11 protein-coding genes and 3 pseudogenes are annotated in these 13,085 nt (G+C 60.9%); 4 read left to right on the top strand and 10 right to left on the bottom strand.

Features of this window, described 5'->3' with window-relative positions; all coding sequences use genetic code 11:
• A partial coding sequence (locus tag VNX23_RS06205) for an SDR family NAD(P)-dependent oxidoreductase (protein ID WP_325628305.1) occupies window positions 1-354 on the bottom strand: 354 nt, incomplete at its 3' end.
• 116 nt (window positions 355-470) lie between these two features.
• Here VNX23_RS06205 and VNX23_RS06200 point away from each other — a divergent pair.
• Window positions 471-1,373: a LysR family transcriptional regulator gene (locus VNX23_RS06200; protein WP_325628304.1), complete on the top strand. Its 903-nt coding sequence runs from the start codon at window positions 471-473 to the stop codon at window positions 1,371-1,373.
• A 185-nt stretch (window positions 1,374-1,558) separates the two neighbouring features.
• Here the strand turns inward: VNX23_RS06200 and cbbX are convergent, their stop codons facing one another.
• From cbbX to VNX23_RS06165, 7 genes and pseudogenes are all read right to left on the bottom strand, one after another.
• Window positions 1,559-2,482 carry a CbbX protein gene (gene cbbX, locus VNX23_RS06195; protein ID WP_325628303.1) on the bottom strand — a complete coding sequence of 308 codons (924 nt, stop codon included), beginning with the start codon at window positions 2,480-2,482 and terminating at the stop codon, window positions 1,559-1,561.
• Entirely contained in the window at window positions 2,479-2,904 is a 426-nt protein-coding gene (locus VNX23_RS06190) for a ribulose bisphosphate carboxylase small subunit (protein WP_325628302.1), read from the bottom strand. Before VNX23_RS06190 ends, cbbX begins: the two co-directional genes overlap by 4 nt.
• A 13-nt stretch (window positions 2,905-2,917) precedes the next feature.
• Window positions 2,918-4,378, bottom strand: a complete 1,461-nt coding sequence (locus VNX23_RS06185) for a form I ribulose bisphosphate carboxylase large subunit (RefSeq protein WP_325628301.1) — start codon at window positions 4,376-4,378, stop codon at window positions 2,918-2,920.
• Between the two features lie 53 nt (window positions 4,379-4,431).
• Window positions 4,432-5,517, bottom strand: coding sequence for a class II fructose-bisphosphate aldolase (fba, locus tag VNX23_RS06180; RefSeq protein WP_325628300.1), 1,086 nt, complete (start codon window positions 5,515-5,517; stop codon window positions 4,432-4,434).
• A 12-nt stretch (window positions 5,518-5,529) separates the two neighbouring features.
• Window positions 5,530-7,592: pseudogene (gene tkt, locus VNX23_RS06175) on the bottom strand (transketolase).
• The gene (locus VNX23_RS06170; protein WP_325628299.1) at window positions 7,589-8,464 is read right to left on the bottom strand and encodes a phosphoribulokinase; all 876 of its coding nucleotides are present in this window, start codon (window positions 8,462-8,464) and stop codon (window positions 7,589-7,591) included. Before VNX23_RS06170 ends, tkt begins: the two are co-directional and overlap by 4 nt.
• 14 nt (window positions 8,465-8,478) lie before the next feature.
• Window positions 8,479-9,516 carry a class 1 fructose-bisphosphatase gene (locus VNX23_RS06165; RefSeq protein ID WP_325628298.1) on the bottom strand — a complete coding sequence of 346 codons (1,038 nt, stop codon included), beginning with the start codon at window positions 9,514-9,516 and terminating at the stop codon, window positions 8,479-8,481.
• Between the two features lie 143 nt (window positions 9,517-9,659).
• Between VNX23_RS06165 and VNX23_RS06160 the strand changes: the two genes are divergently transcribed.
• Complete coding sequence (locus VNX23_RS06160) at window positions 9,660-10,631, top strand: LysR family transcriptional regulator (protein ID WP_325628297.1); 972 nt, start codon at window positions 9,660-9,662, stop codon at window positions 10,629-10,631.
• 351 nt (window positions 10,632-10,982) lie between these two features.
• A pseudogene (locus VNX23_RS06150) lies at window positions 10,983-11,221 on the top strand (integrase); the annotation flags it as partial.
• A 69-nt stretch (window positions 11,222-11,290) separates the two neighbouring features.
• On the opposite strand, the gene VNX23_RS06145 reads toward VNX23_RS06150, so the two are convergent.
• Together VNX23_RS06145 and VNX23_RS30980 are read right to left on the bottom strand one after the other, a co-directional pair.
• The gene (locus tag VNX23_RS06145) at window positions 11,291-12,130 is read right to left on the bottom strand and encodes a sensor histidine kinase (protein WP_325628296.1); all 840 of its coding nucleotides are present in this window, start codon (window positions 12,128-12,130) and stop codon (window positions 11,291-11,293) included.
• Window positions 12,131-12,183: 53 nt separating this feature from the next.
• Window positions 12,184-12,300: pseudogene (locus tag VNX23_RS30980) on the bottom strand (hypothetical protein); the annotation flags it as partial.
• A gap of 570 nt (window positions 12,301-12,870) precedes the next feature.
• Between VNX23_RS30980 and VNX23_RS06140 the strand changes: the two are divergent.
• Window positions 12,871-13,085 (top strand): hypothetical protein (locus VNX23_RS06140; protein ID WP_325628306.1); only part of this gene is annotated, 215 nt, incomplete at its 3' end.

Here is a 13,085-nt window from a genome sequence, read left to right as displayed (position 1 = left end):
GCCCTTCAGATTGACCGCGATGTGGCGATCGAACAGTGCGTCACTGCTGTCAGCGATGGTCGCCAGGTTCATGATGCCGGCATTGTTGATCAGCACGTCGACGCCGCCGAACGCGGTTTCAGCCGAGTCGAACATGCGCGCCACCGCGGCAACATCCGAGATGTCGGCCTGGGCCGCCACGGCGTGGCCGCCGGCCGCTTCGATCCTAGCTACAACTGCCGCAGCCGAGGCGGCGTTGCCGGCATAGTTCACCACCACGGTGAAGCCATCTTTGGCCAGGCGCTCGGCGACCGCAGCACCAATGCCGCCGGACGCGCCGGTGACGATGGCTATTCTGTTAGTTTCGGTGGTCATGATCCGTCTCCTTGGAGTTGGGCACCGGTCATCGGCGCTCGATGAAAGCAAGATGCTCCTTCCCATTCGGCGGATAATCATGCATATTTCGACATCATAATTCGAGCTGCCGAATAATGGATCGTTTCGACGCCATGCGCGTCTTCACCCGCATTGTGGAACGGCGCAGTTTCACCCAAGCCGCTGACGATCTTGGTCTGCCGCGCTCCTCGGTGACTGATGCCGTGAAGGGACTGGAGGCGCGGTTGGGGGTACGGCTATTGCGGCGCACGACGCGGCAGGTCAGTCCGACCCTCGATGGCGAGGCCTACTATCGGCGCTGCGTGAACCTGATCGCGGACATGGAGGACGCGGAGGGCGCCTTCGTCGGAGCCAAACCTTCGGGCCTGGTTCGTGTCGACGTTCACGGCACCCAGGCGCGGTATTTCCTGTTACCGGGCCTGCCTCGATTCCGGCAGCAATATCCCGATATCCGGCTGCACTTCAGCGAAGCGCACCAACCGCTGGACATGATCCGAGAGGGACTCGACTGCATCCTTCGGACCGGCGAGCTGGGCGACAGTCCGCTGATCAAGCGGCGCCTGGCGCTGCTCGACAGGGGGACCTTCGCCAGCCCGGATTATCTCAGCCGTTTCGGCATGCCGCGAACGCCTGACGACCTCGCAGGTCATGAGATGGTCGGATTGCTTTCGCCGGACTCCGGCGAAGTCGTTTCGCTCGTCTTCGGCGCCGGCGGCAAGGCGCGTCAAGTCACGTTGCCAGCGATGGTGACGGTGACCGGTCCAGAGACCAACGTTGCATGCGCGTGCATGGGCCTCGGACTGATTCAGGTGCCGCGATATCGCGTCAGCTCCGAGCTTGCCAGCGGCGCGCTGGTCGAAGTGCTCGCCGGCTTTCCCCCGTCGCCGCTGCCTATCCATGTCCTCTACTCCCATACGCGGCAACTGTCGCCGCGCCTGCGAGTGTTCATAGACTGGATGGCCGAGCAGTTCCGCGACCGGCACTCGCCGACTGAATGACATGCGCATGAGACCCGTGCCCCTTTTGTCGCCTACCGCGACTACCCGGCGAAGAGCACATGCGTTGGTTTTTAATTTTGCCTCGGTTGGGCGCGAGGCTCTACTGGGTGGCCGCTTCGCCCCAAGAGCGGCCATACCCGAAGGGCATCCGCCAACAATCGGTCTTAGTCCGCCGAGCCTCCGGCTCATTCGCCGATGGGTTTGACAAATACCCGACTTGCGAGCACATCGGACGCTTCCAGAGACATGGCGTCGTCGGCGGTCAGCACGCGGTCGAGATCGGCGACAAGCCGGCTTGCCTGCCGCAGCCGCAGCCGGTCGAGCGCGTTGCGGATCGAACGCGCGTTGGAGAACAGCGGCTGGGTCTTGCGCAGGCCGATGTAGCGTACGAACGCCTCCCGTGCGGCGGCGCTGAACTTGTAGTTCATTTCGCGCAGCATCAGATCGGCGATGGAAAGCAATTCGTCCTCCGTATAATCAGGAAAATCGACGTGATGCGCGATCCGCGAACGAAAGCCCGGATTGCTGGCGAAGAATTTGTCCATCCGCTCGCCATAGCCGGCCAGGATCACCACCAAATCCTCGCGCTGCGTTTCCATCACCTGCAGCAGTATCTCAATCGCCTCCTGTCCATAGTCGCGCTCGTTGTCCGGCCGATGCAGATAGTATGCCTCATCGATAAACAGCACACCGCCCATTGCTTTCTTCAATATCTCTTTCGTCTTCGGTGCTGTGTGACCGATATATTGTCCCACCAGTTCATCGCGCGTCACCGACACGACTTGCCCGCGGCGCACGTAGCCGAGCCTGTGCAGGATGCTCGCGATCCGCAACGCAACGGTGGTCTTTCCGGTGCCTGGATTGCCGGTGAACGACATGTGCAGCGTCGGCACATCGGAAGTCAGGTTCATACGCTTGCGGATACGCTCGATCAGCAGCAGCGAGGCGATCTCGCGGATCCGCGTTTTCACCGGCCTCAACCCGATCAGCTCGCGATCGAGCTGATCGAGCACCTCGCCGATGCCGACCTCGTTGAACTCGTGGCGGAGGTCGACCTGCCTCGTTGGCGGCGTTTCGCTGATATTGTGCGCGGCACCCGGCGGGCTCATGATGCACCGTAGCGCTGGCCCTCGGGCCTATCGGCGGCATAGGACGTTGTCGTGTATTGGACGCGGCGGCCCGTAACCTCGTGCCGGTTGAGACGGAAACCCGGCTCTTGCTTCGGGCGGTTGACGATAAAGGACAGCCGCACCGACTCCCAGCCGTGGCTGGAATCGAACGCAGACAACCGGATGTAGCGGTCGCCATAGACCTTGCGGCACTCGTTCAGTTCCATCATCACCCCCGCCGCGTCGCGGAGATCGAACATCGGTAGCCCCCACATTTCCCAGAAATGGTTGCGGGGATGCGGATCATCGGTGAATTCGATGTTCACCGCCCAGCCATGGCCAAGGCAATACTGAACCTGGGCGGAAATCTGTTCGTCGGTGAGGTCAGGGAGAAACGAAAAGCAGCCTTGAGTAATACGCATGATCTTTAGCTCCTTACATCGATACGCTGGCGGTTGGGACGTAATCGGGCGTGTCGGTGGATTCGTAATTGAAGGTGACGTTCTTCCAGACCTCCAGCGCCGATTTCAACGGTGTGCACGTCTGCGCCGCCTTGGCGAGGATCTCCGGCCCCTCGTGGAGGTAATCGCGACCCTCATTACGGGCGAGAATCATCGCTTCCAGCGCGACCCGATTTGCCGTAGCGCCGGCCTGGATCCCCATGGGATGACCGATGGTGCCGCCACCGAACTGCAGCACCACGTCTTCGCCGAGATGATCGAGCAATTGATGCATCTGGCCGGCGTGAATGCCGCCCGAAGCCACCGGCATCAGCTTGTTGAGGCTGGCCCAGCCCTGGTCGAAAAACACGCCGTGCTCGAGCCTCGCCGGATTGAAATCCTCACGACAAATGTCGTAGTAGCCGCGCGTCGTCGCTGGATCGCCCTCGAGCTTGCCCACCACCGTTCCGGCATGGATGTGATCGACGCCCGCAAGCCGCATCCATTTCGCGATCACGCGGAACGACACGCCGTGGCTGCGCTGTCGCGTATAGGTCGAATGTCCGGCGCGATGCAGATGCAGGATCATGTCGTTGCGGCGCGCCCATTTCGCCATCGACTGGATCGCGGTATAGCCGATCACGAGGTCGATCATGATGACGATGGAGCCGAGTTCCTGGGCGAATTCGGCCCGCTCGTACATGTCTTCCATGGTCCCGGCCGTGACGTTGAGATAGGTGCCCTTGATCTCGCCGGACGCCGCCTGCGCCTTGTTGACCGCCTCCATGCAATACAAAAAGCGCTCGCGCCAATGCATGAACGGCTGCGAGTTGATGTTCTCGTCGTCCTTGGTGAAGTCGAGTCCGCCCTTCAGCGCCTCGTAGACCACGCGGCCATAGTTGCGGCCGGACAGGCCAAGCTTGGGCTTCACTGTCGCCCCGAGTAACGGACGACCGAACTTGTCCATCCGTTCGCGTTCGACCACGATGCCGGTCGCGGGTCCCTGAAAGGTCTTCACATAGGCCACCGGCAGCCGCATATCCTCGAGCCGCAGCGCCTTCAGCGGCTTGAACCCGAAGACGTTGCCGATGATGGAGGCCGAAAGGTTGGCGATCGACCCGTTCTCGAATAGGTCGAGGTCGTAGGCGATGTATGCGAAATATTGCCCCGGTGAATTCGGCACGGGATCGACGCGATAGCATTTCGCGCGGTATTTTTCGGCCGCGGTCAAGCGGTCGGTCCAGACCACCGTCCAGGTCGCGGTCGAGGACTCGCCGGCCACTGCGGCAGCGGCCTCGATCGGATCGACACCCTCCTGCGGTGTAACGCGGAACAGGGCAATGATGTCGGTGTCCTTTGGCACGTAATCGGGCTCCCAGTAGCCCATCTTTTTGTACTCGAGGACGCCCGATTTATAGCGTTCCTTGCCGTGAAGGGTGATGGAATGCTGGTTCATATTGGTCTCCCTTGAGTTGGACGGTCCGGCGCGGATCGTGAGGATTTTTCGAGTCATTCGGCTGCGCCCGCCATCTCGCCGATGCGCGGGTCAAGCGCGCCCGAGCGATAGCGTTTCGCCATTTCCGCCAGCGGGACCACCTTGATTCCTGAGGCATGGCCCGCGGTACCGAATTGCTCGAAACGCTCGCGGCAGAGATCGCGCAGCGCGTCCATCGCAGGTTTCAGGAATCTGCGCGGATCGAACTCGCTCTTGCTCTGGGTTGCGATTTTGCGGAAGGCCGCGGCCATTGCCAGCCGACAATCGGTGTCGATATTGACCTTGCGAACACCGTGCCTGATGCCGCGGACGATCTCCTCAGCCGGCACACCCCATGTCTGCGGCATCTCGCCGCCATAAGTGTTGAAGATGTCCTGCAACGATTGTGGCACCGACGACGAGCCATGCATCACCAGATGCGTATTCGGCAGCCGGCGGTGGATTTCCTCGACCACCTTCATGGCAAGGATCTCGCCGTCCGGCTTGCGCGAGAACTTGTAGGCGCCGTGCGAGGTTCCCATCGCGATCGCCAGCGCGTCGACCCTGGTTGCGCGAACGAACTCGACCGCCTGATCCGGATCGGTCAGCAACTGATCACGGCTGATTTTGCCTTCGATGCCGTGACCGTCTTCCTGCTCGCCGCCGCCATGTTCGAGCGAGCCGAGCACGCCCAGTTCGCCTTCCACCGATGCGCCGATCCAGTGCGCCATGTCGACGACGCGCCGCGTGATATCGACATTATAGTCGTAATCCGCCGCGGTCTTCGCGTCGGCTTTCAACGAACCATCCATCATCACCGAGGTGAATCCGTATTGAAGCGCCGTAGCGCAGGTGGCTTCCTCATTGCCGTGATCCTGATGCAGGCATAGTGGAATCTGCGGATACATCTCCTCCAGCGCGTCGATCATCTTCGATAGCATGATGTCATTGGCGTAACTGCGTGCACCGCGCGATGCCTGGATGATCACCGGCGCATCGACGCCAGCGGCGGCTTCCATGATGGCAAGCCCCTGCTCCATGTTGTTGATGTTGAACGCCGGCACGCCGTAGCCGTGCTCGGCGGCATGATCGAGCAGTTGCCTCAGTGTAATTCGCGCCATCGGAGGCTCCCTTCAATCGTTTGCATCGTGCTGGGCGTCGCGGCCGCGCGCCGCCGTCCTCGAACGGGCCACGCAACGCATCGCCGCCAAAACGACGGCCTCCGCGGTAAGCCGGAATTCGCGGTAGAGCACGTCGGCCGGCGCAGATGCCCCGAAGCCCGTCATGCCGACGAACTCGCCATCCTCGCCAAGCCACTGCGCCCAGTCGCCTTCCACCGCGGCCTCGACGCCCACGCGTGGCGCGTGGCCCAGCACTTCAGCCCGGTATTGTTGCGGCTGGCGGCGGAACAGATCGAGCAGGGAGCCGAGACGACCGCGGCCCGTGCGCCGTCCTTTGCGAGAAGTTTTGCCGCCTCCAGCGCGATCGACACTTCCGAGCCGGTCGCGATCAGGGTGACGTCGCGTCCACGAGTCGGCTCGACGACCACATAGGCGCCGCGCGCGACCCAATTTGCGTCGTCGACAACTTCACGGAACGTGGGAAGCGCTTGCCTGGACAGGCACAGCACCGATGGGTTTGCTTCGGCGCGCAGCGCGCAGTCCCAGGCTTCCGCGGTCTCGACGGCGTCGCCGGGCCGGAACACCAGCAGGTTGGGAATAGCCCGCAGGGCGGCGAGATGCTCGACCGGCTGGTGAGTCGGGCCGTCTTCGCCGAGCCCGATGGAATCGTGCGTCATCACATGGACGACCCTGATGCCCATCAGCGCCGCCAGCCTGATCGCGGGGCGACTATAGTCGGCAAAGCTGAGGAAGGTGCCGCCGTAGGGAAAGAATCCACCGTGCAAAGCGATGCCGTTCATCGCAGCCGCCATGGCATGCTCGCGCACGCCGTAATGGATATAGCTACCCGCGAACGAATCCCGCTGTACCGGCCGCTGCGTTTTCACCTGCGTCAGATTCGAGTGGGTCAGATCGGCCGAGCCGCCGAGCAAATTCGGCAAGGCTTCCGCAATCGCGTTGATTACAAGCTGCGACGCCTGCCGGGTGGCGATATTTGGCCGCTCAGTACCGAAGCGACCGCGTAGCTGCGCCATCGCCTTGGCGTATTCGGAGGGAAGATGCCGGTTCAGCGCATCGTGAAAGGGCGAGCGTGGCGCCGAATTCAGACGCCTCGTCCGCTCGATCCAGGCGCGCCGCGCTCGCCCTCCCCGCTCCCCGATCTTGCGCCATGACTCGACGACAGACTCCGGGATGTGAAAGGGCTCGTGCGGCCAATCGAGCGCGGCGCGTGTCTTCGCGACCTCGTCGGCACCAAGCGGCGCGCCGTGCGCTTTTTCCGTACCCTGGCGGTCCGGCGCGCCGAACCCGATAATGGTGCGGTACGCGATCAGCGAGGGCCGGTCGTTTTGCCTGGCACGCTCGATCGCTGCTGAGATCGCTTCGGGATCGTGGCCGTCGACTTGCCACGCCGACCAGCCCGATGCCTTGAACCGAGCAGGCCGATCATCCGAACACGACAGCGACGTCGATCCGTCGATCGAGATTTCGTTATCGTCGAACAGCACGATCAGTTTGTTGAGCCGGAGATGACCGGCCAGCGAAATCGCTTCGTGGCTGAGCCCTTCCATCAGGCAACCATCGCCGGCAATCACGTAAGTGTAGTGATCGACAAAATCGTTGCCAAAACGAGCATTCAACAGCCGCTCCGCCAGCGCCATGCCGACCGCGGTGGCGATGCCCTGCCCTAGCGGACCTGTCGTCGTCTCGACGCCTGGCGTATGCCCGTATTCCGGATGGCCCGGCGTTTTGGATCCCCATTGTCTGAACGCCTTGAGTTCATCGAGCGTCATGTCCTGATAGCCCGTCAGATGCAAAAGCGCATAAAGCAGCATCGAGCCGTGACCAGCAGACAGAACGAACCGGTCCCGATCCGGCCAGGTCGGATCGTCGGCATCGAATTTGAGGAAGCGTGAAAACAGCACCGTCGCCACGTCGGCCATCCCCAATGGCATGCCTGGGTGGCCGGATTTCGCTTTCTCGACCGCGTCAATGGCCAGAAACCGAATCGCGTTAGCCATGTCCGCATGGGCGACGTCCACGCGGCCAGCCATGGGAGAAGGGGCCTGAATATTCATGCCGTGCGCCTCTTGCGTTCGATCAGTTGCAGGATCAGCGGGGTGAGGATGAGTTGCATCGCAAGATCGAGCTTCGCTCCATGGATCACGATGGAATTGGCGCGCGACATGAAGCTGTTCGGAATCATGGACAGCAGGTAGGGAAAGTCGATACCGCGCGGATTTTTCAGCCGGATCACCACCATCGATTCGTCGGGGGTCGGGATCCAGCGCGCGATGAACGGGTTCGACGTATCGACCGTCGGTACGCGCTGGAAATTGATGTCGGTCTCGGTGAACTGCGGGCAGATGTAGTTCACATAGTCCGGCATCCGGCGCAGGATCGTGTCGGTGACCGCTTCGGTCGAATAGCCGCGGGCGCCGCGATCACGATGCAGCTTCTGAATCCATTCGAGATTGATCACGGGCACCACGCCGATCTTGAGATCGGCGTACTGGGCGACATTGACCTTATCGGTCACGACCGCGCCGTGAAGCCCCTCGTAAAACAGAAGATCGGAGCCTTGCTGGATCAGTTCCCATTTTGTGAAGGTCCCCGGCGCCGCGCCATAGAGCCTCGCTTCTTCGTCATCGTGGACGTAGTGGCGCGTGGTACCGCAGCCGGCCTCGCTGTAGTCGCGAAACAGCTTTTCCAGCTCCTCAAGCAGATTGGTTTCGGGGCTGAAGTGGCTGAGGTGCTTGTTGCCGCGCTCGCCTTCCTCACTCATTTTGGCACGCATCTCGGCGCGGTTGTAGCGATGGAACGCATCGCCCTCGATGTAAGCCGCAGAGACCTTTTCGCGGCGGAAGATGTTCTCGAACGTCTTCTTGACCGAGGTTGTGCCGGCACCCGACGAGCCCGTGATCGATATGATGGGATGACCGCGTGACATCGGCTTATCCGGCTTCAGAGAAACAGGCCGCGCCGCGCAAAGAGCGGGGCGTTGCTGTTATCGAACATCGGCTCAACGCCCTCATGGATCGCGACGACGTCACGGACGGCGCGCGCCGAGCCCATGATCAGGGGCACGCGCTGGTGTGGCGATTTCGCCGAGAGCTCGAGAATCCGCCGGCGTCCTGTCGTCGCCGCGCCGCCGGCCCATTCCATTACCAGCGCCATCGGATGCGCCTCGTACAAGAGACGCAGGCGCCCCTCGCGGTAGCCGGGGCGAGCGTCGGCTGGATACAGAAACACGCCGCCGCGAACCAGGATGCGAAGCGATTCGGCGACCAGCGAACCTATCCATCGCATGTTGAAGTCGGCACCATGGTTGCCGTCGGCACCAGCGAGGCATTCGTCAATGTAGGCGCGGACAGGACCGTACCAGTGCCGGCGATTGGACGCGTTGATGGCAAATTCCAGCGTGTCGGATGCGATCCGGGCACCCTGCTTGATCAACAGGAATTCGTGCACCTGTCCGTCGAGGATGAAGACGTCGACGCTGCCGTCCAGCGCGAGGACGAGCATAGTTTGCGGGCCGTAGATGACGAAGCCTGCAGCGCACTGGGCCGTGCCTGGTTCAAAGAAGGTCGACAGAACGTCGTTTCCGTGCGGGCGGATCGAAAAGATGGTGCCGACCGATATATTGTTCGCAAGATTTGCCGATCCATCGAGCGGGTCGATTGCGACGCACAGCGGCGCCTTGGTATCGAGCAATTCCGGCACCGCCAGCTCTTCGGACAAGACCGCCGCGACTGGACACGCGCGCAGCGCGCGGCGCATCATCGCATCGGCCGCAAGATCGATGTCCTTCTGTTGATCGCCGTCGGGATTGACGCCACTGTTCTTCCCTGTGATGCCGCCCAGCGGCCCATCCGCGATGACTGCGGAAAGATCAATCGCGGCAGCTGCGATCGCGGCAATCACGGCGGCGATCGCTGGTCCCTGCGGTGCCTGGGACGCCGAGCGGTCGAGATGCGAACGCAGCGTCATGCGCTCCTCCATGGCGTTTCCCCTGTAGCGCGCCCTTCAGCGCAATTCCGCGGGTCGGGTGCATTGGCCCGCCCCATCACAACGCAATTTGCAAAATTAGTGAAATTTTCTTATCTTTGGCTTTGACAAAGTTTTTCTTATAAGGGCGCTTGGCCATGTCGAGCCGATTTATCCGGGAACTTACCATCCGCCAGTTGCGCGCGCTGGCGGCCGTTCAGAAGAACCGATCGGTGACGGCCGCGGCCAACCAACTGCATCTCACGCAGCCGGCCGTCACGCTTCAGCTTCGCAATTTGCAGGAGCTTGCGGGACTTCCGCTGATCCAGCGCACCGGCGACGGCATGCTGTTGACGGATGCCGGACGGGAAGTACTTACGCTTTGCGAGCGTATCGAAGTGGCGATCGCGGACTGCGGCACGTCACTGGAGATGATGGCAGGCAGAACCGCGGGCCGCGTTTCGATCGGAGCGGTGAGCACCGCGAAATATTTCGTGCCGTTTGCAATCTCCGGGTTCTCCAAGCTGCATCCGAACATCGAGATCAATCTCACGATCGGCAACCGGCAAGAGACCAGCGAGGCGCTACGCGGCTATGAACTCGACTTCGCGATCATGGGCCGTCCGCCCACGGGTATCGACATGGATGTGCGCCTAATCGGCGATCATCCTCACGTCATTATCGCACCGACGGCGCATCGTCTCGCGCGGAAGCCCCGGCTGGAACTGGCCGATCTTGCCAACGAAACATTTCTGACGCGGGAGCCCGGCTCCGGCACTCGCGGTTTGATGGAAAACTTGTTTGAAACCGCTGGCGTTCGGCCAAAGATCGGCATGGCGATGAGTAGCAACGAGACCATCAAGCAGGCTGTGATTGCCGGTCTCGGAATTGCTTTCATCTCCGCCCACACCGTGGCGACAGAACTCGACGAGCGCCGCCTGGTCACGCTCGATGTCGACGGCCTGCCCATCGTCCGGCAATGGTTCGTGCTTTCACGCAAGGATAAGGTACTGATGCCGCCTGCACGAGCGATGCTCGAATTCCTGAGCGCCAAAGGCGCTCAGTTTCTGCCGAGAACCCATGGCAGGATTCGTCTGACGCGCCCATCGGTCCGCGCACAGCGGCGATGAGGGGCGACTTCGTTCGCCATCTCAGGGGGCCCGATTGACGCGCTTGGTAAATGTCCGCTTGGCGCCATTAGCGGTCGTTCCTTGTGGTGATGCACCGCCTGAAACGCCTCCGGTTTGGTCCACGCTCAAAGGTGACATGGTTTACCCAGACCGTCTAAGAAGCATATAAAGAGTGTAATCCCCAGCCTCTGGGCCCTTGAGAAGGTGAAACGCTACAAAGCCCCATGTCATCTTTAGGTGCAAAGGTAGAACGCCCTCCCCGCGCGCTGACGCCGAACGCTTATGCTAGGTTCTTCGCGTGCTTTGCTCATATGCATTCCCCACTCGCGTGCGAGGATTCTCTTTATGCGCGTTACCACGCGGCAATACGCGCGCCTCGTTTCCGAGTGGATTGGGAGCGTGGATTGGACTCAAGACTATTCGGAACACACTCGCTCCAACGCACGAAGATAGCTCCGATCTACTGGCGCGCGAGCAACCTCTGGGTCGTTGAGCTTCTACTCGGTCACACCAAGATTGAAAGCACGGTTAGATATCTCGTTATCGAAGTGGATGATGCCTTGGCAATAGCAGAACAAGTTAATGTCTGAAACACTGGGCAGAGCGGACATGCTCTGCCCAGCCTGCCGCTTTGTGCCAGAAGCTGTCTTTCCCAGCGACTAATATCGCGATGTACCAAGGGAAGCATCGATCTGATCAAGATCTGCCCTGTCAGTTGGCGGCAGCGCGAACTGAAACAGAGCGCCCTGTGGCTCGTTTTCGTTCGCCCACAACCGTCCGCCGTGTTCTTCGACGATGGTGCGGCAGATCGACAGTCCCATACCCATGCCGCTGGGTTTTGTCGTGAAGAATGGCTCGAACAGTTGCTGGAGGTTGTCCGCGCTCAAGCCGGGACCGGTATCCCGCACCGCGACGCGCACCTCTTCCTTAGTGCTCTCGGTGCTGATACGTAGTTCCCGGATGCTGTCAGTGAGGCCGCTCATCGCCTGAATGGCGTTGATGATCAAATTGAGCATCACTTGTTGAAGTCGGACCCGATCTCCCCGAACGCGAGGTAGGCTATCTGACAATTGCGTCTGCACCCTGATTCGGTTCTTCACTACCTCGCCGTGGACCACTGTCATAATCTCTAGGATTGCATCATTAATATTGATCGTATCCGTCCGTGGGGCAGCTTTTTTCACCAGATTATGGACCCGGTCTATCACAGCGCTGGCTCGGTCGACGTCCTCGATGATGCGCTGAACGGACTGTTTCGCGTTTTCGATCTGGGGCGGTTCTCTCATCAGCCAGAGCGAGCTGGCATCCGCATTGACGGCCGCGGCGGAAAGCGGTTGCTTGAGTTCATGGGCAAGCGAGCCCGTAAGGTGCCCCATTGCTACGACGCGAGTCGCGTGTGCCAGCTCCATCTGCACCTGACGTGTAATCTCCAATGCGATAGTAGCTTGCGCGGCAAAGGCCGTGACCAACTCAATTTGCTTGTCCGTGAATTGCTGCACGCGGGCGCGGAAATTCCGCCGACTAATTCATCATCTTTTAGCATGGGGACGAGCAGATAGCTCCGGACGCCTATCCGTTCCACGATAGCCACCACGCCGGGTACGCGCTGGAGATAAGCTTGATCTGTCGCCAAGTCGGCGATGTGGACCGGCGACCTGGTTTTGATCATTCGCGCGAAGGGGGTAGAGGTGGCCCTTGACATAGTACCCATCTGCCACACCTGTTCGCGCAACAAAGCGCAAGCCGTGTTCCTCGAAGAGTATCAAGGCGCCTACTTCGGCTCTACATAGACGGGCGGCATTGGCGGTTATTGTGTCGAAGATAGGGTCCAGCTCGTGCGGCGAGTTAGCAATGGAGCGCAGTACTTCCGACATCGCCGCCTGCTGTGCAGCGAGTTCGGTTACTTGCTGTTGCAGCTCTAAGCGGTCGGCAACACGCGGGCGACGAGGGGCTTTGGGGCCGCCGCGGGGCTTGATCGGTTCCATCTTGTCATGTCTCCGTCTGTTGCAACGGAACAGCCCTCATTCCTACAATGTACACGACGAGTTGCCTGCGGCTCCGGAGCGCGCTTTGATAGGAACGCAATACGTTTCATGATTGCGCGCGGGAAGAGATTAATTGTCCGGACCGTAGCTTTTCAGCAAGTGATAGCGGTCACCTTCTTTTCTGTAGAGTCATGCAGGGGCACCTGACAGAAGAGGCCGCTTCAGTTGGCGGCCTCTTCGTATGGAGATACCAAATGCGCGCGGCCAGTGTCCAAAACTTGAGCCTGAGGCACCCAGATTCGCGCCGAAAAGCATTGGGAATTTCTCTGTATTTAGCAACCGCGGCAAATGCCTTTGACCATGCGGTCAAGCGCCGCGTTCTCGCGATCGATTGGATCGTTCGGATCACCCATCAGGTTCTTCTCCGAGGGCACTTGATCCGCGCGCGGTTGGCGGTGCCCGACCGGCG

The sequence above is a fragment of the Bradyrhizobium sp. genome, assembly GCF_035570375.1.
Lineage (GTDB): Bacteria > Pseudomonadota > Alphaproteobacteria > Rhizobiales > Xanthobacteraceae > Bradyrhizobium.
The sequence above is the reverse complement of the archived record's forward strand: the minus strand, read 5'-3'. Positions and strand labels throughout refer to the sequence as shown.

Excerpts from the sequence above, each read along its gene's own strand:
- VNX23_RS06200 (WP_325628304.1), top strand. The coding sequence starts at position 471 with ATGGATCGTTTCGACGCCATGCGCGTCTTCACCCGCATTGTGGAACGG.
- cbbX (WP_325628303.1), bottom strand. The coding sequence starts at position 2,482 with ATGAGCCCGCCGGGTGCCGCGCACAATATCAGCGAAACGCCGCCAACG.
- VNX23_RS06190 (WP_325628302.1), bottom strand. The coding sequence starts at position 2,904 with ATGCGTATTACTCAAGGCTGCTTTTCGTTTCTCCCTGACCTCACCGAC.
- VNX23_RS06185 (WP_325628301.1), bottom strand. The coding sequence starts at position 4,378 with ATGAACCAGCATTCCATCACCCTTCACGGCAAGGAACGCTATAAATCG.
- fba (WP_325628300.1), bottom strand. The coding sequence starts at position 5,517 with ATGGCGCGAATTACACTGAGGCAACTGCTCGATCATGCCGCCGAGCAC.
- VNX23_RS06170 (WP_325628299.1), bottom strand. The coding sequence starts at position 8,464 with ATGTCACGCGGTCATCCCATCATATCGATCACGGGCTCGTCGGGTGCC.
- VNX23_RS06165 (WP_325628298.1), bottom strand. The coding sequence starts at position 9,516 with ATGGAGGAGCGCATGACGCTGCGTTCGCATCTCGACCGCTCGGCGTCC.
- VNX23_RS06160 (WP_325628297.1), top strand. The coding sequence starts at position 9,660 with ATGTCGAGCCGATTTATCCGGGAACTTACCATCCGCCAGTTGCGCGCG.